The organism is Variovorax sp. Root473 (assembly GCF_001426505.1).
GTDB lineage: Bacteria > Pseudomonadota > Gammaproteobacteria > Burkholderiales > Burkholderiaceae_C > Variovorax.
The window spans coordinates 106,737-127,849 of the sequence record NZ_LMEV01000012.1 but is presented as its reverse complement, the minus strand read 5'-3'; the positions used below and the strand labels follow the sequence as shown (position 1 = coordinate 127,849).

Here is a 21,113-nt window from a genome sequence, read left to right as displayed (position 1 = left end):
TCCTGCGGTTCAGAAGCTCACGCGCAACGACACGTCGGCCGTGCGCGGCGCGCCCAGGTAGGCGAAGCCGGCGCCGACGTTCGCGGCATACACGCGGTCGGTCATATTGCGGATGCGGCCCACCACCGACACCGTCCGGTTCACCTGCCAGCTCAGCCCGAGATCGAGCAGCGTGTAGCCGGGCCAGTGCATCGTGTTGGCCGCATCGGCGTACACCTTGCCCACATGCCGCACGCCCGCCGTGGCCTGCAGACGCGGCGTGATGGCGTACGACACCCAGAGGTTCGCGACCACCGCCGGCGTGTTGGTGGGCGTTCGGCCCGCGAGCGACACGCCGCCCTGGCGGAACTGCTCATAGCGCGCATCGACGTACGTGAGGTTGCCTTGCAGCGACCACTGCGGCGTCGGCTGCAAACCGAACGCCAGCTCCACGCCCTTGGACGACTGCTCGCCAACGAGCACCGTGAGCGCGCTGTTGGCCGGGTCCTGCGTCGCGATGTTGGTGCGGCGGATGCTGTAGGCCGCGAGCGTGGCCGTGCCCTTGCCCTGCCAGAAGTCGAGCTTGGTGCCGACCTCGACCTGCCGGCCGGTGGTGAGCTCGCTGTTGTTGCGCACGTCGGCGAACGACGCGGTCGAGAGCACGCCCGACGGCGGATCGGCCGCCGTGGCGTACTGCGCGTAGAGGCTGGTGCCGGGCGCGAAGTCCCACACCAGGCCGATGCGGCCGGTGGTGGGTTGGTAGCCGCGATGGAAGGTGGCCGGGTTCGCCGCGTCCACGGTGCGGCGGTTGACCAGGTCGAGGTCGATGCGCTCGTGGCGCAGCGCCGTCACGAGGTGCAACGACGGCTGCAGCGCGGTGCGGTTCTCCAGGTACAGCGCGGTGGTTCGCACCTTGTTGTTCCGGTCGGGCCGGAAGCCCGGCGTCATGCCGGGCACGTCGAAGAAGCGCTCGGTGGCGAAGACATACGGGTTCACCGTGCTCACGGTGCCGGGCAGGCTGTTGGGAAAGCGCGTCTGCCGGTTCACGCTGAAGTCGAGCCCGAAGGACCAGTCGCTCTTCAACCCGCCGAGCTGCCCCTTGTAGGTGCCTTCGACGCGGTTGCCCCACACGCCCTGGTCGTGCCGCTGCAGCAAGGCGCCCGAGCGGATGACCGCCGTGTTGTTCGCGTTGTAGCGGTAGTTCTCGACATTGCGGTAGTCGCGCAACGCGTCGTAGGCGTAGAAGGTGTTCTTGAACTGCAACGCATCGCTGGCCTGCCACTCGGTGACCGAGCGCAGCCACTGCACGCGCTGCGCGTAGAGGCCGTCCGCGCTGTTGTAGTTCTTGAAGCGCGCGGCGCGGTCGATGCGCATCTCGCCGCCCGCGGGGTTCAGCACGGGCGTGCCCCAGTAGGGCCGCGTGACATCTTCGTCCTGGTATTCGTAGGCCAGCGTGTGCTTCAGGCCGCCGCCGAAGTCCGACAGCAGCGAAGCCGCGAGCTGCGTCGACTGGTTCTTGGTGCCGTCGGTCCAGCCATTGGCGTCGCGGTGGTTCACGTCGATGCGCGCGTAGTGGCTGCCCGCGCCGCCGTCACCGGCGATGCGGCGGTTCAGGCCGAACGAAGCCTCTTTCAGGTGCTGCGTGCCCAGGCGCAGTTGCGCTTCGGCGAAGTCGCTGCGCTCGGGCGCCTTGGTGATGTAGTTGATCGAGCCGCCCAGCGCGCCCGAACCGAACAGGAAGCTCGATGGGCCGCCGATGGCCTCGACGCGGTCGTAGATCCAGCTGTCGACCGGGCGGGCCGCGATCGAATACTGCACGTTGATGCCGTTGAACAGCTGCGCGATCGAGCCGCTGCCGAAGCCCCGGTAGCTCACGCCGACATTGCCGGGCGCATCGTGCGCGGTCACGCCGGGCACGGCACGCAGCGCCTCCTGCGTGTTCTGCGCACCGCGCGCATCGAGCACCGCGCGGTTCACCACGGTGACGGAAGCCGGCATCTCGCGCGGCGTGAGGCCCAGGCGGCTCGCGGTGTCGGCGGGCGTGTCGAGGTCGAGCCGCCCATTGGGGCGCGGGGCGTCGTCGGCCACTTCGATCAAAGGCAGTGAAGACACGGCGGTCTGGGCATGGGCAGGCGCATGGACGGCGCCGAGCAAGGCAAGCAGCCCCAAAGCGGGGGCACGGGACAGGGTAGGCATGGCATCTCTCTCGCGACGGCGCTGGCGAAAAAATGAAACGCAGCACCGGCCGCACAACGACCGGGAACGCACCGCGCGGCCCGTTCAGGCGGCGTCAGGTGCAGGAACGACGAAGCTCAGGAGAGATGCGTGGGCGGCGCTCGCGCCGGCGGCGGCGAGGCCGTGGCTGCCGCAAGGCGGGCAGCGGGAATCGATTGCAGCGCGCGGCCCAGCGGCAGCGGCGTGGGCAGTGTCACCTGCACAGTGGCAGGCGGTGGTCCGGAGACCATGCACAGCGGGCAGTCCATGGCCGCCATGCCGACTTCGGTCGCACCGTCGTCGCCCTGCACGATGAGCTTGACGGTGCCCGCAGCGGAACACACCAGCTCCATCGCCTGCGGGTTCACGAGCGGCGACGCGCCCGCGACCAGCAGCGACGCCATGAACCACGCCAGCACCAGGCGGTGCATTGCGAAGAAGGTTCGAAGGGCGTGCATGGGCGCGGATTATGGCGCGAGGCGAATGCCCCGCATCTTTTCTCAGGCGGTCTGCTCGATCGCTTCGCGCATGCAGCGCGTGATGCCGCGCACGGCCACGGAATCAGGCCGGCCCGCGAAGCGCAGCGCGCGCACCGGCACCGGAATGTGTGGCTCCAGCGTCAGCACGTCGACCTTGGCGTGGTCGGCCGAGCGCGCCGTGCAGCCGTCGACCAGCGCCACGCCCAGCCCGTGGTGCGCCATGGCCAGGGCCGCGTGGTAGGTCTGCACCGTAACCACGGCCTGCTGGAAACCCACGCCCGCCTGCCGGCAGGCCTGGCTCAGGCTGGTGCCGACGGGGTCACGGCCATCGAGGCCGATCACGGGACGGTCGATGAGGTCGTGCAGCGCCACCGAGCCGTTGCGTACCAGCGCGCGCGGCAGCATGCCCTTGGGCGCGACGCACACCATGCGGCTGTCGGCCAGCGTCTCCTGCGTGAGCGAGGGATGCACCGCGGGGCTGAAGGCAAAGCCCACGTCGGCCTCTTGCAACAGCAGCGCGGACATGATCTGCGGCGAGTGCAGCGACTCGACCGTGATCGCGTAGCCCGGATGCATTTCGCGGAAGGCCTTGAGCGCGCGCGGCAGGATTTCGTAGCTCAGCGCGAGCACGCTGAGGATGCGCAGCTCGCCGGTGTCGTTGCCCGCGCGCAGGTTCGCCGCCAGGCGCTGCACCTCGTCGAGTTGCGCGAACAGCCGCTCGATGTGCGGGTACAGCGTGAGCGCCTCGGTGGTCGGGGTGAGCCGTCCCTTGGCGCGCTGGAACAGCGGAAAGCCCAGCTGCAGCTCGGCATGCTGCAGCGTGCGGCTCACGGCCGGCTGCGTGATGTTGATGAGCCGCGCAGCCGCGCTCACGCTGCCCGCGAGCATGATCGCGTTGAAGACCTCGATGTGGCGCAGCCGCATGGCCGACAGCGGTTGGTTTCGCTCAGCGGACGGTGGTCTTGCCGCTCGCGATGTCCATCACCATGCGCACGCCCAGGTACAAGCGCGGCTCGATGGAATCGATCAGCACGTACTCCGCGTCGGCCGAATGCGCGCCGAAGCCCTGCAGGCCGAAGCGCTCGATGACGGGCGCCTTGGTCTTGAGCGAGGCGAACGCCGCGTCGGTGCCACCACCGGCCGCCTTGTCGTCGGCGCCCAGCGGGCGGCCCAGCTCATCCTTGTAGATCGCCTGCGCGTGCTTGGCGAGCGCACGGGAGGCGTCGGTGGCTTCCAGCGGCGGACGGCGGCGCTCGAACTTCAGCTCGACCTTGGCCTCGGGCACCAGCTGCTTCTTCACGCGCTCGTTCACCTGCTGCTCGATGCGGTCGTAGTCGGCCACCTTGAGCACGCGCACGTCGGCGCCCGCGGTGGCGCTGGCCGGAATCACGTTGCGGTTGGTGCCCGACTTCGAGATGGTCCAGTTCATCTTCAGGCCCGAGGCCGGGTCGGACAGGTCGCGCATCTGCAGGATCTGATGCGACAGCTCGTACAGCGCGTTCACGCCCAGCTCGGGCGCCGAGCCCGCATGCGAGGCCTTGCCCGCCACGTTCAGCGTGACCGAGGCGATGCCCGCGGTGGCCAGCGAGAGCTTGTCGTCTTTGATGGACGCACCCTCGAACGACAGCACGGCATCGTGCTCACCGCCCAGTTTGGTCAGCAGCGCGCGCGAACCCGGCGAGCTGATCTCTTCGTCGCCGTTGATCAGCACGGTGAGCGTGCCGTAGTCCTTGAACTTCAGTGCCTGCAGCATCGACACCAGGTGCGTGATGACCGCCACGCCCTGCTTGTCGTCGGCAATGCCCAAGCCGTAGGCCTTGTCGCCGTCGATGCGGAACGGCTGCTTGTTGAGCATGCCGATGGTGTAGACCGTGTCCATGTGCGCGATGAGCATGATCTTCTTCGTGCCCGTGCCCTTGAAGGTGGCGCGCACCACGCGGCCGATTTTCTCGGGCGTGTCTTCCATGCGGTAGGCCTCGGCGCTCGGGTCGATGAGCTCGACCTCGCCGCCCAGTGCCTTGAGCTTGGCGGCGATGAGGTCGGAGATCTTTTCCAGACCTTCGATGTCGCGGCTGCCCGACTCGATGGAGACCAGTTCCTTCAGGGTCTCGAGCAGCGCGGGCTTTTCCTTGGCGGCGAGCGCAGCGATGCGGGCATCGGGTGCGGCGAAAGCCGTACCGAGGAAGGCCGCGCAGACGGCGGCAAGCAGGAAGGTACGAGGCTGGAGTGTCATGGACGTGCTTCTTCTTTCTGTCGTTTGTCTCAGGGCGTCGTGTACGTGCGAATCAGTGGGCCTTGTCCCAGTTGGGACCGACGCCGATCTCGGCGAGCAGCGGCACCTTGAGCGCCGCCACGCCGGCCATCAGGCGCGGGATTTCGGTGCGCACCCATTCGACCTCGGCCTCGGGCACTTCGAACACCAGTTCGTCGTGCACCTGCATGATCATCTTGGTGGCGCGCTTTTCTTCGTCAAGCACGTTCTGTACCTTGACCATGCTGAGCTTGATGAGGTCGGCCGCCGTGCCCTGCATCGGCGCGTTGATGGCCGCACGCTCCGCGCCGCCGCGGCGCGGGCCGTTGGGCGAATTGATCTCGGGCAGGTACAGGCGCCGGCCGAACACAGTCTCGACGTAGCCCTGCTCCTTGGCGAGCGCCTTGGTCTCGTCCATGTAGGCCTTCACGCCCGGATAGCGCGCAAAGTAGCGCTCGATGTACGAGGCCGCGGCCTTGGTCTCGATGCCCAGGTTCTTCGCCAGGCCGAAGCTGCTCATGCCGTAGATGAGGCCGAAGTTGATGACCTTGGCGTAGCGGCGCTGCTCGCTCGACACCTGGTCGGGCGTGGAGCCGAACACCTCGGCGGCCGTGGCGCGGTGCACGTCGACGCCGTCGGTGAAGGCGCGCAGCAGCGACTCGTCGCCGCTGATGTGGGCCATGATGCGCAACTCGATCTGCGAGTAGTCGGCGCTGGCGATCACGCAGCCCGCCGGCGCCACGAAGGCCTCGCGCACGCGACGGCCTTCGGGCGTGCGGATCGGGATGTTCTGCAGGTTGGGATCGTTGCTGCTCAGGCGGCCCGTGACGGCCACGGCCTGCGCGTAGTGCGTGTGCACGCGGCCGGTGCGCGGGTTGGCGAGTTGGCCAAGCTTGTCGGTGTAGGTGCCCTTGAGCTTGGACAGCCCGCGGTGCTCGAGGATCTTGGCGGGCAGCGGATAGTCTTCCGCCAACTTCTCGAGCACTTCTTCGTCGGTGCTGGGGGCGCCGCTCGGCGTCTTCTTGACCACCGGCAGGCCCAGCTTGGTGAAGAAGATTTCGCCGATCTGCTTGGGCGACCCGAGGTTGAAGGGCTGGCCCGCGATCTCGTAGGCCTCCGACTCCAGCGCCATGATGCGCGTGCCAAGGTCGTGGCTCTGCGCGGCCAGCGTGGGCGCGTCGATCAGCACGCCGTTGCGTTCGATGCGGTAGAGCGCCTCGCTCGAATCCATTTCGAGCTGGTAAATGAAGCCCAGCTTCTCTTCCTTCTGCAGCTGAGGCCACAGGGTGCGGTGCACGTCGAGCGTCTGGTCGCTGTCCTCGCACGAATATTCGGCGGCCTTGGCGATGTCGACCTGGCTGAACGAGATCTGGTGCGCGCCCTTGCCGCACAGGTCTTCGTACGAAATGCCGCTGCGCCCCAGGTGGCGCTCAGCCAGCGACGACAAGCCGTGCGGGCGGTGCACTTCGAGCACGTAGCTCTGCAGCATGGTGTCGTGCGCGTAGCCCTGTACCTCGATGCCGTGGTTGGCGAACACGTGGCGGTCGTACTTGATGTGCTGGCCGAGCTTTTTCTTGTCGGCGTTCTCCAGCCAGGGCTTGAGCTTCGCGAGCACCTCGTCGATGGGTAGCTGCGCGGGCGCGTCGGGGTAGTTGTGCGCGAGCGGAACGTAGGCGGCCTCCCCCGGCGTGACGCTGAAGCTGATGCCCACGATCTGCGCGACCATCTCGTCGAGCGAGGTGGTCTCGGTGTCGATGGCCGTGAGTTCGGCGGCCTCGATCTTCGCGAGCCAGGCGTCGAGCTGCGCCCACTCGATGATGGTGTCGTACTTCAGGTTGCTCGCGGGCGCGGCGGCATCGAGCGCGCCCAGTTCGGTGCTCTCGTCGAACAGCCCGCCCTGGTCGGCGCTCGCGCCGCCGCCGCGGGCCTTCTGCTTCTTGAGGTTTTCCTCGATCAGCTCGGGAGGCACTTCCTGCGCTTCGAGCGACTTGACCAGGCTCTTGAAACCGAACTTCTCGTAGAAGGGCTTCAACGCGTCCGTCTGCGGCGCGCCGACAGGCAGGCCCTCGAGCGACGGCAGGCCGGTCACATGGCCGTCGAGGTCGCAGTCGGTGCGGATGGTCACGAGGCGCTTGCTCAGCGGCAGCTTGTCGAGCGCCTGGCGCAGGTTCTCGCCGGCGGCGCCCTTCACTTCGGTGGCGCGTTCGATCAGCGCGTCGAGCGAGCCGTATTCGAGCAGCCACTTGGCCGCGGTCTTGGGGCCGACCTTCGGCACGCCGGGCACGTTGTCGACCGTGTCGCCGATGAGCGTCTGGTAGTCGACCATGAGGCTGGGCGGCACGCCGAACTCGGCCGTCACGCCGGCGACGTCGCGCTTCTTGCCGTTCATCGTGTCGATGATGGTGATGTGCTCGTCCACCAGCTGGCTCAGGTCCTTGTCGCCGCTGGACACGATCACTTCGACGCCCTGCGCAGCCGCGATCTTGGCGAGCGTGCCGATCACATCGTCGGCCTCGACGTCGGGCACCGTGAGCACGGGCCAGCCCATCAGTTTCACCACTTCGTGGATGGGGTCGATCTGGCTGCGCAGGTCGTCGGGCATTGGCGAGCGGTTGGCCTTGTACTCGGGGTACCAGTCGTCGCGGAAGGTCTTGCCGGGAGCGTCGAAGATGCAGGCCGCATAGTCGGCGCGCACCTCGCGGCGCAGCGCCGTCATCATGTTGATCATTCCGCGAATGGCGCCGGTGGCGGGGCTCTTCGGGTCGCCGGGCACGGCGCGCAGATCAGGCATCGCGTGGAAGGCCCGGTACAGGTAGCTCGAGCCATCGACGAGCAGCAGCGTTTTCTTGTCGGTCATCGGGGCATTTTGCCGTGCCCGGACCGGCGTCCGGAACCACACCAGGGTCGGCCGGCGGCCGACACGCCACCAGCGGGTGCGCGCCTACAATCTGCGCATGCCTAGCTCCCCACTCCTGGTCGCCCGCCGCATCCTGCTGGCGCTGGCTTTCGCCACCCCTGTTGCCGCCCTGGCGCAAGCGCCAGCCGCGCCCGCCGCCCAGTCGGCACCGGCGGAACCGCTACAAAATCAGGAGCAAGCCGACGGCCGGCGCAACCAGAAGGTCGAGCACATTCACACGGAAGACAGCGGCGCCTCGGTCGACGAGGTGCGCTACGGCGGTCGCACGCAGAGCATCAACGTCAAGCCCAAGTCGAACATGCCCGGCTACGAAGTGCTGCCCAGCGACGGCGGCAGCGCCCGCCCCGGCACGACCGGCGACGCGAACAGCGGCGGCAACGGCCCGCGTGTCTGGAACGTGCTGAAGTTCTGACCGTGACGTCGTCGTTCTCCTTCCCGGCCACCCTCTTCTCTCCCGCAGCCGCCGCCCGGCGCTGAGCATCGCCATGGCAGTTTTTACCGAAGTCCAGTTCGGCGAGGCAGACGCGCTTGTCCAGCGCCTTGGCATGGGCGCCCTGCGCGAGCTGCGCGGCATCGAGGGCGGCATCGAGAACACCAACTACTTCGCCACCACCGAGTCGGGCGAGTTCGTGCTGACGCTGTTCGAGCGCCTGAGCGCCGAGCAGCTGCCGTATTACCTTTGCCTGATGAAGCACCTGGCCGGTGCCGGCCTGCCAGTGCCCGCGCCCGTGGCCGACCCCACCGTGACGCCACCGACCGGCCATGCGCTTTCGATTCCCGCGCAGGCGCCCTGCGAGCTGCTGCACAGCGTGGCCGGCAAGCCCGCGGCGCTGGTGCAGAAGCTGTCGGGCCGCAGCGAGCTGGCGCCCACGGCCGCCCACTGCGCCGAACTCGGCGCCATGCTGGCCCGCATGCACCTGGCCGGGCGCGACTACCCGCGCATCCAGCCCAACCTGCGCGGTCTGCCCTGGTGGAACGAAACCGCCCCGGTGGTGCTGCCCTACATGGACGAGGCGCAGTCGGCGCTGCTGCGCGCCGAGCTGGCCTACCAGAACCATGTCGCCGAATCGTCGGCCTACGCCGCACTGCCGCGCGGCCCGGTGCATGCCGACATGTTCCGCGACAACGTGATGTTCGCGACCGGCGGCGCGCCCGATGCGCCGCCGCGCCTCACGGGCGTGTTCGACTTCTATTTCGCCGGCACCGACACCTGGCTGTTCGACCTGGCCGTGTGCCTGAACGACTGGGCCATCGACCTGTCCACCGGCCGGCACGATGCCGCTCGCGCCGACGCCCTGCTCGCTGCCTACGAAGGCGTGCGCGCGCTGAACGCCTCCGAGCGTGCCCTGCTGCCCGCGATGCTGCGCGCCGCCGCGCTGCGCTTCTGGATCTCGCGCCTGTGGGACTTCCACCTGCCGCGCGAAGCCAGCATGCTCAAGCCCCACGACCCGACGCACTTCGAGCGCGTGCTGCGCGAGCGCGCCTCCCACCCGCACGCCATCGCCCACGTCCTCGAGCCGTTGATGGCAGCCTGACCGTACACATGAAACTCCACCTCGTGCCGGCGCGCACCGGCTTCGACTGGGTCCGCCTCGGGCTCAAGACCTTCTGGCGCCAGCCGCTGGCCTTCATCTCGCTGTTCTTCATGCTGATGGCGATGATCTCGACCGCGTCGATGCTGCCGGTGCTCGGCAGCGTGCTCGCGCCGATCCTGCTGCCCTTCCTGACGCTCGGGCTCATGGTCGCGAGTTCGGTGGCTGCGAACGACAACGCCGACGGCCTGGGCAATGCGGGCGACCTGCAACGACCCACGGGCTCGGCGATGTTCATCGCCGTGTTCGACGCCATGCGCACCGAATGGCGCTCGCTGGTGGTGCTGGGCGTGATCTCGGCCGTGTACTTCGTGCTGGCCGTCACGCTCACGGCGCTCATCGACGGCGGCCAGCTCATGCGTGCCTACCTGTTCGACGAAACGGTGACGCCCGAAGTCATGAAGAGCAGCGAGTTCCTCACGGCGCGCACGCTGCTGATGTGCCTGAACCTGCCGCTGTCGCTGGCCATGTGGCATGCGCCCGCGCTGGTGCACTGGCACCGCGTGGAGCCGGTGAAGAGCATCTTCTTCAGCATCGTCGCGCTGTTTCGCAACTTCGGCGCCTACGCCCTGTTCGGCCTGGCGTGGTTCGGCGTGTTCATGGCCGCGGGCATCGCCATCGGCCTGCTCGCCACCGTGCTGATCGGCGTCGGCGCCATGGGCTCCGACGGCGCGGCCCTGGCGATCGGCAACATCCTGATGATCGGCACGGCGCTGGTGCTCGCGGCGATGTCGCTGGCTTCGACCTGGTTCACCTTCCGGGACAGCTTCGACGCGAACTGAGCCGCGAACTGCCCGCCCTTGCGGGCAGGCGTCGGCCTCAGACCGGCGTGAGCTTCGCCACCGACAGCGCCAGCCACTTCACGCCGTGGCGCGCAAACTTCACCTGCGCACGCGCGTCGTCGCCCGTGCCTTCGAGCGCGGTCACCGTGCCCTCGCCGAACTTGTTGTGGAACACCTGCATGCCTGATCGCAGGCCGTGCGACGGCGCGGTCTTCTGCGGCGGCACGGGCGGGCTGGCGAAGGTGTCCTTGCCGGAGCTGCTGCCGCCTCCGCTGTAGCGGTTGCCACCGCCGTAGGCCCCGGAGCCGCCGCGCGTGCTGCCGTAGCCGCCGCCATAGCCGAAGGCCGAAGGCGTGAAGCCCTGGTTCTTCGGCGTGAGCCACTTGAGCGCGCTTTCCGGCAGCTCGTCGAAGAAGCGGCTCTTGACGTTGTAGCGCGTCTGGCCGTGCAGCATGCGCGTCTGCGAGTGGCTCAGGTACAGGCGCTTGCGTGCGCGCGTGATCGCCACGTACATCAGCCGACGCTCTTCCTCGAGGCTCTCGAAGTCGCTCATCGAGTTCTCGTGCGGGAACAGGCCCTCTTCCATGCCGGTGATGAACACGCAGTCGAACTCCAGGCCCTTGGCGGCGTGCACGGTCATGAGCTGCACCGCGTCCTGCCCGGCCTGCGCCTGGTTGTCGCCCGACTCGAGCGCCGCGTGCGTCAGGAAGGCCGCGAGCGGGCTCAGCGTTTCGCCCGTTTCGGCGTCGGGCGCCAGCGCCTCGTCCAGCACCGGTCGGCTGGGGTCGATGCCCTGGCTCGCAGGCGACTGGCGCAATTCGTCGACCGGCAGGGCCACGGCATCGCGGCCGAAGCCCTCCTGCGTGACGAAGCTTTCGGCCGCGTTCACGAGTTCGTCCAGGTTTTCGAGGCGGTCAGCGCCTTCGCGGTCGGCCTTGTAGTGTTCGACAAGGCCACTGTGGTCGAGCACCAGCTCGATGATCTCGCGCAGGCTCACACCTTGCGTCTGCTCGCGCAGCACGTCGATCTTGGCGACGAAGGCCGTGAGGTTCGAGCCGGCCTTGCCGCCGACCGCGCTCACCGCATCGTGCAGCGAGCGCCCGGCAGCGCGGGCCGCGTCCTGCAGGCTTTCGAGCGTGCGTGCGCCGATGCCGCGCGGCGGGAAGTTGACGACGCGCAGGAAGCTGGTGTCGTCGTCCTTGTTCTCGAGCAGGCGCAGGTAGGCCAGCGCATGCTTGATTTCGGCGCGCTCGAAGAAGCGCAGGCCGCCGTACACGCGGTACGGCACCGAGGCGTTGAACAGCGCCGTTTCAATCACCCGGCTCTGCGCATTGCTGCGGTAGAGCACAGCCATTTCCTTGCGGTCGAAGCCGTCGCGCGCCAGCTGGCGCATTTCCTCGACCATCCACTGCGCCTCGGCGAGGTCGGTGGGCGATTCGTACACGCGTACCGGTTCGCCCGGCCCCTGCTCGGTGCGCAGGTTCTTGCCCAGGCGCTTCTTGTTGTGGCTGATGAGTTCGTTGGCCGAATCGAGGATGTTGCTGTAGCTGCGGTAGTTCTGCTCCAGGATGATCTGGTGGCGCACGTCGAACTCGCGCACGAAGTCGGTCATGTTGCCCACGCGCGCGCCGCGGAAGGCGTAGATGCTCTGGTCGTCGTCGCCCACGGCGATCACGCTGTTGTGCTCACCCGGCGTGAAGTGGCCACCAGGGGCGGTGTGGCCCGAGAGCATCTTCAGCCACGCATACTGCAGGCGGTTGGTGTCCTGGAACTCGTCGACCATGATGTGGCGAAAGCGCCGCTGGTAGTGCTCGCGCACCGGGTCGTTGTCGCGCAGCAGCTCGTAGCTGCGCAGCATCAGCTCGCCGAAGTCGACCACGCCTTCGCGCTGGCACTGCTCTTCATACAGCTGGTAGAGCTCGACCTTCTTGCGGTCGTCGTCGCTGCGCGCCTCCATGTCGCCGGGGCGCAGGCCGTCTTCCTTGGCGCCGGCGATGAACCACTGTGTCTGCTTGGCCGGAAAGCGCTCGTCGTCGACGTTGAACTGCTTCATCAGGCGCTTGATGGCCGAGAGCTGGTCCTGCGTGTCGAGGATCTGGAAGGTCGAGGGCAGGTTGGCCAGCTTCCAGTGCGCGCGCAGCAGGCGGTTGCACAGGCCGTGGAAGGTGCCGATCCACATGCCGCGCACGTTGACGGGCAGCATCGCGGTCAGCCGCGTCATCATTTCCTTGGCGGCCTTGTTGGTGAAAGTGACGGCCAGGATGCCGCCGGCGGACACCTGCCCCGTCTGCAACAGCCACGCGATGCGGGTGGTGAGCACCCGCGTCTTGCCGGAGCCGGCACCGGCGAGGATGAGCGCGTTGCCCGCAGGCAGCGTGACGGCAGCAAGCTGCTCGGCGTTGAGGTTGTTCAGCAACGGCGAGGCAGGGCCGCCCGCATCGGCTGCGGACGCGCCGGAAAACAGGTCGTGAGGGAGCATGGGTGCCATTGTAGAAAGCAGCCCCGCCGCAGGCGCCGCCGGGCCGGGGTGACCTTGCGGGCATGACATGGAATCAAGGCACGCGCGACCCGCGCCTGTTCGGCGTGAGCATGGGCATGGGCCACCGGATCTGATGAAGCACCGCACCCTTGTCGTCCGGTATACGCAGCAACCCATAGGGTCAATACGCCCCGGCAACTTGCGTATCGCGACCATGGCCGTAAAATCAATCACCGGGCCCAAGTTTCTTGCGTCCGGTTTTTTTTGGCCGTCATTTTCATGACGCGACCACGAGAACCGGCCGGACCAAGCGCTCATTCGTTCCACTCAACGATTCCTTTCAGGAGCCTGGTCATGCAAATCTTCGATTACGACAACATCCTGCTGCTGCCGCGCAAATGCCGCGTGGAAAGCCGCTCGGAATGCGACGCCAGCGTCACGCTGGGCGAGCGCACCTTCCGCCTGCCGGTGGTGCCTGCCAACATGAAAACGGTGGTCGACGAGTCGATCTGCCTGTGGCTCGCACAGAACGGCTACTTCTACGTGATGCACCGCTTCGACCTGGACAACGTCCAGTTCGTGAAGGACATGCAGGGCCAGGGCGTGTTCGCCTCGATTTCGCTGGGCGTGAAGAAGCCCGACTACGACACGGTCGACCAGATGGTCGCGCAGGGCCTCGTGCCCGAATACATCACGATCGACATCGCGCACGGCCATGCCGACAGCGTGAAGAACATGATCGGCTACCTGAAGGCCAAGCTGCCCAAGTCGTTCGTGATCGCCGGCAACGTGGGCACGCCCGAAGCCGTGATCGACCTGGAGAACTGGGGCGCCGACGCCACCAAGGTCGGCATCGGCCCAGGCAAGGTGTGCATCACCAAGCTCAAGACCGGCTTCGGCACGGGCGGCTGGCAACTGTCGGCGCTCAAGTGGTGCGCGCGCGTGGCCACCAAGCCGATCATTGCCGACGGCGGCATCCGCGACCACGGCGACATCGCCAAGAGCATCCGCTTCGGCGCGTCGATGGTCATGATCGGCTCGCTGTTCGCGGGCCACGAAGAGTCGCCGGGCAAGACGGTCGGCGTCGACGGCACGCTCTTCAAGGAGTACTACGGCTCGGCCAGCGACTTCAACAAGGGCGAGTACAAGCACGTCGAAGGCAAGCGCATCCTCGAGCCCATCAAGGGCAGGCTGGCCGACACGCTGGTCGAGATGGAGCAGGACGTGCAGAGCTCGATCAGCTACGCGGGCGGCCGCACGCTGATGGACATCCGCAAGGTCAACTACGTCACGCTGGGCGGCGACAACGCCGGCGAACACCTGCTGATGTGAGCGCGACGGGCGGCCTGTCCGCCCGTCTTTTCTTTTTCCTTCAGGCCTCGAGCAACTTCACTGCGTAGCGGTGCAGCGCGTGCGCCGGATCGGCCAGCGCATCGACCACGCCGAAGTGGTCCAGCCCCGGCAGCACCTCGCACACCGGCACCGTGTGGCGGCCCCAGGCCTCGCGGATCATCGCGTTGTGGCGCAGGAACTCGGCGCTCTCGTTGCCCCCCACCGCCGCATAGAGCTGGCCGCGCGCCGGCGCGGGCCACAGCGCCGGGCTTGCGCGCCGCGCGTCGGCATCGGTGAGCTTCAGCGTGTGCGCGAGGAACGGCGTGCGCTGCAGCGGCCGCAGATCGAACAGCCCCGAGACCGACAGCGCATTGCGCACCAGCTGCGCGGGCAGATCGGGCGCCACCGCCTTCCAGTCGCAGGCCAGCAGCGCCGCCGCCATGTGGCCGCCCGCGGAGTGCCCGGCGACGGTGATGCGCGACGGGTCGCCGCCATAGCTCGCCACATGGCGCCAGGTCCATTCAAGCGCCCGCACCATCTGCAGCAGGATGCCCGGCACCGTCACCGGCTGGTCGACCGGGCCCGGGCACAGGGCGTAATTGGGCTGCACCACGCAGATGCCGCGGTCATGGAAAGCGGGGCTGATGAACGAATGGTCCTTCTTGTCCATGGCGCGCCAGTAGCCGCCATGGATGAAGACCAGCACCGGCGCATCGGGCACGGGCGCCGGAAAGACGTCGAGCGTTTCGTTCGGGCCGGTGCCGTAAGGCACATCGATGCGACACGGCAGCGTGTCGCGCGTCGCGGCGGAATCGCGGGCCCAGCGCGCGAAGTACGCGGGGTGGTCCTTCACCCGCGCCAGGTTGTTGTACATGCCTTCCAGCCAGGCGGGGTCGTGCGCGTCCATGCGATGCTTGCTCCTTGTTTTTCCGGCGCGCATCTTGGCACGACCGCGTGCATGGAAACGCGCGGCTCGATAAAATGCGGGGCGTGTTGGGGGGGGTAGCTCAGCTGGGAGAGCGCCGCGTTCGCAATGCGGAGGTCGGGAGTTCGATCCTCCTCCTCTCCACCAACCGACCCAGCAAAAAGGCCTTGGCGATTGCCAAGGCCTTTTTCATTTGCAGCTGTGCGCTGCCGCCGGGAAATGTCAGGCGTCGAGCGTCAGGTGCTGGCCGTGCAATGCCGCAGCGCCCGACGATGCCAGGAAGCCGATGGTCTGCGCCGCGACCGAGGTCGACACCCACTCGGCCGGGTTCGCGTCGGGCATCGCCTGGCGGTTGGCCGGCGTGTCGAGCACGCTGGGCGCCACGCTGTTGATGTTCACGCCGTGCGGCGCGGCCTCGGCCGCCATCGATTCCACCAGCCGCTGCAGCGCGCTTTTCGATGCGATGTAGGCCGCCATGGCCGGCAGGCCGCGCGCCGCCACCTTGGCCGTCACCGCGACGATGCGGCCCGCGCGGCGCTCGATCATCGAAGGCAACACGGCCTGCGTCACGGCGACGAAAGACCAGGCGTTGAGGTTCATCATCCGGTCCCAGCTCTCGCGCGTGAGCGCGTGCGTCGCCTCGCCCATCTCGAAGCCGCCGGCGATGTGCACCAGCGCATCGACGCGGCCGAAGGCCTGCAGCACCTGGCCGGTGAGCGCGGCCATGTCGGGTGCCGAGGTCACGTCGCCGGCGAGCAGCAGGTGCTGCGAGTTGTCCAGGCCCGGAAAGACGTCGGCCAGGCGGCCGGCGTGGTGGTCGACCAGCGCGAGCCGCGCGCCCTGGTCGAGAAAGTGCTGGGCCACGGCCCGGCCCAGTGCGCCCGCGGCGCCGGTGATCACGACGTGGGGGGTATTGCTTGCATCGCTCATCGAAAACTCCTCGGATAGGGGCGGGGCCATGCCCCGACGGTCGGGCATCCTAACGCCGACGTACAAATGTGCAGAAAGTTTTTGAAGTGCCAAAAAGATTGGTATATACTCGTGGTCTTGCCAGAAAACACTAACGGTTTTCAAAGCAAGGGCTCTTAGCTCAGTTGGTAGAGCAGCGGACTCTTAATCCGTAGGTCGAGTGTTCGAGTCACTCAGGGCCCACCAACCAACATCGCGGCAACGCTGGAAAGCCTGCTACCCACAAGGTAGCAGGCTTTTTTCATGGTGCGTTCGCTTGTACGTTTGCCTGCGCCAACGCTTCCGTTCGCAAGCCTTCCCCGACATCCCGTGAAGAAATCCAAACCCGCGTCATCGCCGAAATCCTTCGACCTCAAGCAGCATTGGCATTGGGGCCGCGGCATGCGCCAGTTGCGCATTGCCGACTTCCTGAAAGACGGCCGCCTGCTCGTCCCCGGCGACCTCACGGGCGAAGGCCCGGCCACCGATGACGGCACGGGCGCGCTGCGCACCGTCGGCGGCGTGCAGGTCGGCAGCGCCGACTACGAAACCGGCCTGATGTGGGTCGGCCGCAAGCTGCGCGAAGGCGACCTGCCGAGCAAGCCCCAGGGCTGACGCGGCTACGGTGCCGTGACACGCCGGAGAAACTGCAGCGAGCGCTCCAGCGCCAGCCGCCCCGGCGCATCGTCGAGATTGAACTGGTACTCGTGCGGCAGTGCGGGCGTCTGGTCTGCGGGGAAGAACAGGCTGTCGACCTGCACGCCCTTCGCCATCAGCGTTTCAGCCATCGACCGCGACTGCCCTTCGAGCGGATCGCCGTTGCCCGCGGTGATGAACGACGGCGGAAAAGCTTCGGTCACATAACGACGCACCGACGCGGTCTCGAAGGCCGGCGCATGCTGGAAGTCCTTGCTGCCGCTATATGACCAGAACACGGTCCGCAGGAAGCTGCCGAACGCGCCGTCGAGCTTTGCCTGCGCCGCGTCGTACGCACCGCAATGCAGCAGCAAGCCGCGCAGTTGCTCGCGCGCGATGACCGGCGCAAGGCCGACGGCTTTCGCATAACTGGGCACGGCCACGGCATTCGCGACCTGCGCGACGATGTGCGCGCCCGCCGAGTCGCCGGCCAGCACGAGCCGCGTCGGGTCCACGCCGAGCCTCGCGGCCTCGCGCACGAGATAGCCCAGCGCCGAATTCACCTGCCGCACCGGCACCGGATAACCCTGGCCGGGCGCAATCGAATAACCGGCGGCCACCACGGTGAAGCCCTGCCCCGCCAGCACGCGCGCGTAGTTGGCGACGTCGCGCCGATGGCCCGAAACCCAGGCGCCGCCGTGCACCCACACGATGGTGGGCAACGGCCGGACGCCCGCCGAGGCCGGCCGGAACACATCGAGGTAGGCATCCGCATCGCCCTCGTCGTAGTGCTGGTCGAGCACCGCCGCGATACCGGGCGGCACGTGCTTTTGCAGCGACTGCGATGCGGCGTCCGAGCCCTTGCCGAAGGCGTAGCGGATCATCAGCGCCGACGGCCACGGGCTCCACTGGAACGCGGCGTAGCTCGCGACGATGAGGCCAGTGACAACGCCGAGGACCGACAGCAGGATGTTCTTGAGCTTCACGGTGCAGCGCCTGCGCCGGACGGCCCGGCGCTTCAGGGAGCGCCCCGCATTCTGCTTGCCCGCTGCAGCGTCCCGCTATGCTCGCCCCACATGCCGCCACCGCCCTGCGCTCACAGACACACGCTGCGTCGCGCCACGCGCACGTTGTGCGTGGTTCTGGCGTGGGTTGCAGCGCCCACCTTCGCATCGGCTGCCGCCGGCTGTCTTGCCACGGCCTCTCACATTCCGCCATCGCCGCGTGCCCTCGCGATGGCGGCGCTGGCCCGGCAAGAACACACCGCCTTCGGCAGCCAGACGATGGACGCCGAAGGCCGGCTCACCGAGTCCGGCTATTCGGAAGCGGAAGACACGCGCTATCCGGCCGGTGCGCTGCCCGCATGGCAACGCGTGCTGCGCTACTGGCGCGCGGTCGATCCGTCGAACGCGCGGCTGCCGTCGCTCGTGCGCTTCGGCGCGCTGCGCGCGGCCGACCGTACGTTGCTGACCGAGGCGCTGAACCAGGCCAGCGCGGCGCGCCTGCAAGGCCTGGGCGTCGGTCCGGACCAGGGGCTGGATTCGTCGGACCAGCGCGCCATCGAAACGGCCCTGCAGCGCGTCGCGGTGATCGACACGCCCTGGTCCGCTGCATTCATCAGCTGGGTCGCACGCGAGGCCGGGCTCGGCGCCGACGAGTTCGTCTTTTCCGAGGCCCACGTCGACTACGCCGGCGCCGCATGGAAGGCCGGCATCGACGAGGCGGCGGGCCGCGCAAACCCGCAGGCCCTGCGCGCCTGCGACCTGATGCGCACGTCGCCGCGCCCGGGCGATCTGGTCTGCCATGCACGCGGCGCGCGCAGTGCGTCGCTCGACCGTTTCGCCACGATCGGCGAGGCGCTCGCCGGCCGCCCCACGGGCGGCGCTGCGTTTCCGATGCACTGCGACGTGGTGGTGGGCGTGGACGATGCGGGCTTCGACGCCGTCGGCGGCAACGTGCTGCAGTCGGTCACGCTGCGGCGCCTGGCCTTCGCACCCGGCACGCGGCTGCTGGACCCGAGCTATCTGCTCGAAGGCTGCACGACGGGCAGCGCGGCGTGCGTCGATCGCCACATGAGCCGGCAGCCGTGGTCTCTGCTGCTTCAGTGGCGTTGAGAGAGGGCAAGGCGCCCCCAGGCGTCAGTCGCGGTAGTACACCTCGACAGCGCCCTTGAGCTTGATCAGCAGCGGATAGCCCTTGCGGTCCAGCGTGCGGCCGGCGGGCACCTTGATCCAGCCTTCGCTGATGCAGTATTCCTCGACGTCCAGGCGGTCCTTGCCGTTGAAGCGGATGCCGATCGGGTGCTCGAACACGGCGGGAATGTGGTGCGGGCTGCGCGGATCGGTCGAGAGGTGATCGGGCAATGCGGGCTTGGAGGTGGCTTCGTCGGTCATGGGCAAACGGGTTTCTGAATCGACCCGAATGATAGAACCTGCCGCCCTGCCCGACCCGGTGCTTCTAGCGCCGCTTCTTCCACGCCTTGGGCGGTGGCTTCGGCCCGAAGCCCAGCGCGGCCCGCGCGAGCGCGTCGGCCTCGGCGTTGCGATGGCGCGGAATCCATTGCACGCGCGCCTCGTCGAAGCCTTGCAGCAACGTGCGCGCCTCGTCGAAGAGCGGCGCCATGCGCACGATCGGCCGCACGTCGGCAGCGCCGCTCAACTGCTCGACCAGCGTACTGTTGTCGCTGTAGGCCTGCACCGCCGTAGCGCCGCGCGCCTGCAGCTCGCGCAGCGCGAGCGTCAGCGCCCGCAGCTCGGCTTCGTTGTTGCAGCCTGTCGTGTGCGTGGCCTGCGAGAAGGTGTGGCGTGTGCCGTCGGGCTGGGTGATGACGACGCCGATGCCCATGCGACCCGGGTTCGGCATGGCGCTGCCGTCGCAGTGGACGACCCACGGAAGAAGGCGCTCCGGCGCGGCAACGGTCATGAAAAAAAGAAGCGAAGGAAAGCGGCGAGCGCGCTCAGCAGTTGTTGCGCTTGATTCCCGCGAGATTGCACGGCCGCTGGCCGGGCGGCGGCCCGGGGTCGCGCGAAGGACGCGGCGGCCGGTGATGGCCGGGGCGCGGCGCACCGTAGTACGGGTCACCATCCCAGATGTAGGTCGGCCCCGGATCGATAGCAGGCGCCTCGCCCACTGGGTAGCGCGGAATGATGGCCGGCCCCGAGGGCGCAGGCGGCGGCGGTGCGGACGGCGCCGCGTAGGCGGGGCGGCGAGGCTCCGCCTCTTCGCCGGGCGCCCGTGCCGGTGCGGACGGCGGCTCGTCGATCCGCAGCTGGCGCGACTGCCTGGTGCCCGACGGGCAGGCGCCGTCGGTGTAGACGATGCGGCCGTCGGCGTCGGTGCAGCGCACCACCTCTGCCTGCACGGCCGGTGCCGCCGCGACGAGCCAGAGCAGCGAAACGAAAAGAAAAGTGGGCGAGCGCATGGAGACGCCGGTTGTAACAGTGCGCGGGCGCGCGAACAAGCGAAAGAAGAGCCGCCGCATCCGGCAGCCAGACGTTCCCTAGGCGACAGGCGCGCCCAGCGGACTTTGCCATCATCGTCCGTTCGATTGACGCCCGCCGCTGGACACACGGAGCCCCACCCATGACCTCGCCTTTCTCCACCACCGCCCTGGGCCTGTGCGGCCCGCTGCGCCAGCCGCGCCAGATGCTGGCCGACCAGACCTACGACGACCACAAGTCGATCCACGACGACGCCACGGCCGAAACCCTGGGCCTGCGCGCCGGCCCAATCGAGGGGCCGACGCACTTCAGCCAGTTCGACCCGCTGCTGTTCCACGTGTTCGGCCAGGCCTGGTTCGAGACCGGCTGCATCAGCGCCCACTACCAGAACATGGTGGTCGAGGGCGAATCGGTGCGCGCCTTTGTCGAGCTGCCCGCGCCCGGCGCCACCTTCGTTCGCCTGCGCGCCGAGAAGGCCGACGGCACGCCGGTGCTGACCGGCACCGCGTCGGTGGGCGATGCGTCGCAGCATCCGCACGAGCTGCCCCAGCGCATCGCGAAGCTGCGCCCGCCCCAGGGACCGGTCATCAACCGCGACCTGCGCGTGGGCCAGCGCGGCGCCGTCGTCGAGAATATCCGCATGGGCTTCGACCAGCACATGGGCGACCACTATCCCTTCACGCTGGCCGACAAGCTCAAGGTCATCACCGAGCCCTGCGACTGGTACACGCCCGAAGGCGGCCAGCGCTCGCCGTGGGGCCGCGCGATCATTCCGACCGAGATGATCAGCGTGCTGCTCGGCGCCACCAGCGCCGAGGCCCAACTGAGCGGCCGCAAGCCCGCGGTGGGCCTGTTCGCCGGGCAGGAGATTCGCCTCATCAAGGGCCCGCTCTTCGTCGACCAGGACTACGAGCTGGAGCGCGAGATCATCGCGCTGAGCGAGAGCGCGCGCACCGAGTCCGTGTGGATACGCACCCAGGTGTACGAGATGCCGTCGCGCACGCTCGTGGCCGAGATGATCCTCAACGGCGCGACGATGAAGGCCTCGTACCCGAACTACGAAGCTGAAGCCAAGGAACTCGGTCTGGCCTGAACGCGGTATCGGCCCGATCCGTCGGGGCAGAATCCGATCTTTTTCC

General features: G+C 68.1%; 19 protein-coding genes and 2 tRNA genes. 9 read left to right on the top strand and 12 right to left on the bottom strand.

Annotated elements, in window-relative coordinates:
* Positions 1–9: 9 nt before the first annotated feature.
* The 5 genes from ASD34_RS06220 to polA all read right to left on the bottom strand — a co-directional run bounded on the left by ASD34_RS06220 (position 10) and on the right by polA (position 7,780).
* The gene (locus ASD34_RS06220; protein WP_056574347.1) at positions 10–2,175 is read right to left on the bottom strand and encodes a TonB-dependent receptor; all 2,166 of its coding nucleotides are present in this window, start codon (positions 2,173–2,175) and stop codon (positions 10–12) included.
* A gap of 116 nt (positions 2,176–2,291) precedes the next feature.
* A complete protein-coding gene (locus tag ASD34_RS06215) occupies positions 2,292–2,651 on the bottom strand; it encodes a DUF2946 family protein (RefSeq protein WP_056574344.1) in 360 nt (119 codons plus the stop codon).
* A gap of 42 nt (positions 2,652–2,693) precedes the next feature.
* A complete protein-coding gene (locus tag ASD34_RS06210; protein WP_056574341.1) occupies positions 2,694–3,596 on the bottom strand; it encodes a LysR family transcriptional regulator in 903 nt (300 codons plus the stop codon).
* Positions 3,597–3,618: 22 nt separating this feature from the next.
* The gene (locus ASD34_RS06205) at positions 3,619–4,905 is read right to left on the bottom strand and encodes a M20/M25/M40 family metallo-hydrolase (RefSeq protein ID WP_056574338.1); all 1,287 of its coding nucleotides are present in this window, start codon (positions 4,903–4,905) and stop codon (positions 3,619–3,621) included.
* Between the two features lie 52 nt (positions 4,906–4,957).
* Complete coding sequence (gene polA / locus ASD34_RS06200) at positions 4,958–7,780, bottom strand: DNA polymerase I (protein WP_056574335.1); 2,823 nt, start codon at positions 7,778–7,780, stop codon at positions 4,958–4,960.
* Positions 7,781–7,877: 97 nt separating this feature from the next.
* On the opposite strand from polA, the gene ASD34_RS06195 reads away from it, so the two are divergent.
* The 3 genes from ASD34_RS06195 to ASD34_RS06185 all read left to right on the top strand — a co-directional run bounded on the left by ASD34_RS06195 (position 7,878) and on the right by ASD34_RS06185 (position 10,214).
* Positions 7,878–8,252: a hypothetical protein gene (locus ASD34_RS06195; RefSeq protein WP_056574435.1), complete on the top strand. Its 375-nt coding sequence runs from the start codon at positions 7,878–7,880 to the stop codon at positions 8,250–8,252.
* Positions 8,253–8,325: 73 nt separating this feature from the next.
* Entirely contained in the window at positions 8,326–9,375 is a 1,050-nt protein-coding gene (locus ASD34_RS06190) for a homoserine kinase (RefSeq protein WP_056574332.1), read from the top strand.
* Between the two features lie 8 nt (positions 9,376–9,383).
* Positions 9,384–10,214, top strand: coding sequence for a BPSS1780 family membrane protein (locus tag ASD34_RS06185; protein WP_056574329.1), 831 nt, complete (start codon positions 9,384–9,386; stop codon positions 10,212–10,214).
* Between the two features lie 37 nt (positions 10,215–10,251).
* Here ASD34_RS06185 and ASD34_RS06180 read toward each other — a convergent pair whose 3' ends face one another.
* Entirely contained in the window at positions 10,252–12,693 is a 2,442-nt protein-coding gene (locus ASD34_RS06180) for a UvrD-helicase domain-containing protein (RefSeq protein ID WP_056574326.1), read from the bottom strand.
* Between the two features lie 354 nt (positions 12,694–13,047).
* On the opposite strand from ASD34_RS06180, the gene ASD34_RS06175 reads away from it, so the two are divergent.
* Positions 13,048–14,025: a GMP reductase gene (locus tag ASD34_RS06175; RefSeq protein WP_056574324.1), complete on the top strand. Its 978-nt coding sequence runs from the start codon at positions 13,048–13,050 to the stop codon at positions 14,023–14,025.
* A gap of 40 nt (positions 14,026–14,065) precedes the next feature.
* Here the strand turns inward: ASD34_RS06175 and ASD34_RS06170 are convergent, their stop codons facing one another.
* Entirely contained in the window at positions 14,066–14,932 is an 867-nt protein-coding gene (locus ASD34_RS06170) for an alpha/beta hydrolase (RefSeq protein WP_056574321.1), read from the bottom strand.
* Positions 14,933–15,021: 89 nt separating this feature from the next.
* Here ASD34_RS06170 and ASD34_RS06165 point away from each other — a divergent pair.
* Positions 15,022–15,097, top strand: a tRNA-Ala gene (locus ASD34_RS06165).
* Positions 15,098–15,172: 75 nt separating this feature from the next.
* Here the strand turns inward: ASD34_RS06165 and ASD34_RS06160 are convergent.
* Entirely contained in the window at positions 15,173–15,880 is a 708-nt protein-coding gene (locus tag ASD34_RS06160) for an SDR family NAD(P)-dependent oxidoreductase (RefSeq protein ID WP_056574319.1), read from the bottom strand.
* A 149-nt stretch (positions 15,881–16,029) separates the two neighbouring features.
* Between ASD34_RS06160 and ASD34_RS06155 the strand changes: the two genes are divergently transcribed.
* Both ASD34_RS06155 and ASD34_RS06150 read left to right on the top strand, forming a co-directional pair.
* Positions 16,030–16,105, top strand: a tRNA-Lys gene (locus ASD34_RS06155).
* Positions 16,106–16,228: 123 nt separating this feature from the next.
* The gene (locus ASD34_RS06150) at positions 16,229–16,513 is read left to right on the top strand and encodes a hypothetical protein (protein WP_157609649.1); all 285 of its coding nucleotides are present in this window, start codon (positions 16,229–16,231) and stop codon (positions 16,511–16,513) included.
* Between the two features lie 5 nt (positions 16,514–16,518).
* On the opposite strand, the gene ASD34_RS06145 is transcribed toward ASD34_RS06150, so the two are convergent.
* Positions 16,519–17,520, bottom strand: a complete 1,002-nt coding sequence (locus tag ASD34_RS06145; protein ID WP_056574312.1) for an alpha/beta hydrolase — start codon at positions 17,518–17,520, stop codon at positions 16,519–16,521.
* Positions 17,521–17,769: 249 nt separating this feature from the next.
* Between ASD34_RS06145 and ASD34_RS06140 the strand changes: the two genes are divergently transcribed.
* On the top strand, positions 17,770–18,648 hold the full coding sequence (locus ASD34_RS06140; RefSeq protein ID WP_056574310.1) for a DUF2272 domain-containing protein: 879 nt from the start codon (positions 17,770–17,772) through the stop codon (positions 18,646–18,648).
* Between the two features lie 24 nt (positions 18,649–18,672).
* On the opposite strand, the gene ASD34_RS06135 is transcribed toward ASD34_RS06140, so the two are convergent.
* From ASD34_RS06135 to ASD34_RS06125, 3 genes are all read right to left on the bottom strand, one after another.
* A complete protein-coding gene (locus ASD34_RS06135; RefSeq protein WP_056574308.1) occupies positions 18,673–18,927 on the bottom strand; it encodes a DUF3297 family protein in 255 nt (84 codons plus the stop codon).
* Positions 18,928–18,991: 64 nt separating this feature from the next.
* On the bottom strand, positions 18,992–19,456 hold the full coding sequence (locus ASD34_RS06130) for a ribonuclease HI family protein (RefSeq protein WP_056574306.1): 465 nt from the start codon (positions 19,454–19,456) through the stop codon (positions 18,992–18,994).
* A gap of 34 nt (positions 19,457–19,490) precedes the next feature.
* On the bottom strand, positions 19,491–19,955 hold the full coding sequence (locus ASD34_RS06125) for a DUF4124 domain-containing protein (RefSeq protein WP_056574304.1): 465 nt from the start codon (positions 19,953–19,955) through the stop codon (positions 19,491–19,493).
* 161 nt (positions 19,956–20,116) lie between these two features.
* Here ASD34_RS06125 and ASD34_RS06120 point away from each other — a divergent pair, with 161 nt between their 5' ends.
* Positions 20,117–21,067: a hypothetical protein gene (locus ASD34_RS06120; protein ID WP_056574301.1), complete on the top strand. Its 951-nt coding sequence runs from the start codon at positions 20,117–20,119 to the stop codon at positions 21,065–21,067.
* Positions 21,068–21,113: the final 46 nt, after the last annotated feature.

Bases quoted from the DNA above. Each gene is read 5' to 3' on its own strand.
- ASD34_RS06220 (WP_056574347.1), bottom strand. From the start codon at position 2,175: ATGCCTACCCTGTCCCGTGCCCCCGCTTTGGGGCTGCTTGCCTTGCTC.
- ASD34_RS06215 (WP_056574344.1), bottom strand. From the start codon at position 2,651: ATGCACGCCCTTCGAACCTTCTTCGCAATGCACCGCCTGGTGCTGGCG.
- ASD34_RS06210 (WP_056574341.1), bottom strand. From the start codon at position 3,596: ATGCGGCTGCGCCACATCGAGGTCTTCAACGCGATCATGCTCGCGGGC.
- ASD34_RS06205 (WP_056574338.1), bottom strand. From the start codon at position 4,905: ATGACACTCCAGCCTCGTACCTTCCTGCTTGCCGCCGTCTGCGCGGCC.
- polA (WP_056574335.1), bottom strand. From the start codon at position 7,780: ATGACCGACAAGAAAACGCTGCTGCTCGTCGATGGCTCGAGCTACCTG.
- ASD34_RS06195 (WP_056574435.1), top strand. From the start codon at position 7,878: ATGCCTAGCTCCCCACTCCTGGTCGCCCGCCGCATCCTGCTGGCGCTG.
- ASD34_RS06190 (WP_056574332.1), top strand. From the start codon at position 8,326: ATGGCAGTTTTTACCGAAGTCCAGTTCGGCGAGGCAGACGCGCTTGTC.
- ASD34_RS06185 (WP_056574329.1), top strand. From the start codon at position 9,384: ATGAAACTCCACCTCGTGCCGGCGCGCACCGGCTTCGACTGGGTCCGC.
- ASD34_RS06180 (WP_056574326.1), bottom strand. From the start codon at position 12,693: ATGCTCCCTCACGACCTGTTTTCCGGCGCGTCCGCAGCCGATGCGGGC.
- ASD34_RS06175 (WP_056574324.1), top strand. From the start codon at position 13,048: ATGCAAATCTTCGATTACGACAACATCCTGCTGCTGCCGCGCAAATGC.
- ASD34_RS06170 (WP_056574321.1), bottom strand. From the start codon at position 14,932: ATGGACGCGCACGACCCCGCCTGGCTGGAAGGCATGTACAACAACCTG.
- ASD34_RS06160 (WP_056574319.1), bottom strand. From the start codon at position 15,880: ATGAGCGATGCAAGCAATACCCCCCACGTCGTGATCACCGGCGCCGCG.
- ASD34_RS06140 (WP_056574310.1), top strand. From the start codon at position 17,770: ATGGCGGCGCTGGCCCGGCAAGAACACACCGCCTTCGGCAGCCAGACG.
- ASD34_RS06135 (WP_056574308.1), bottom strand. From the start codon at position 18,927: ATGACCGACGAAGCCACCTCCAAGCCCGCATTGCCCGATCACCTCTCG.
- ASD34_RS06130 (WP_056574306.1), bottom strand. From the start codon at position 19,456: ATGACCGTTGCCGCGCCGGAGCGCCTTCTTCCGTGGGTCGTCCACTGC.
- ASD34_RS06125 (WP_056574304.1), bottom strand. From the start codon at position 19,955: ATGCGCTCGCCCACTTTTCTTTTCGTTTCGCTGCTCTGGCTCGTCGCG.
- ASD34_RS06120 (WP_056574301.1), top strand. From the start codon at position 20,117: ATGACCTCGCCTTTCTCCACCACCGCCCTGGGCCTGTGCGGCCCGCTG.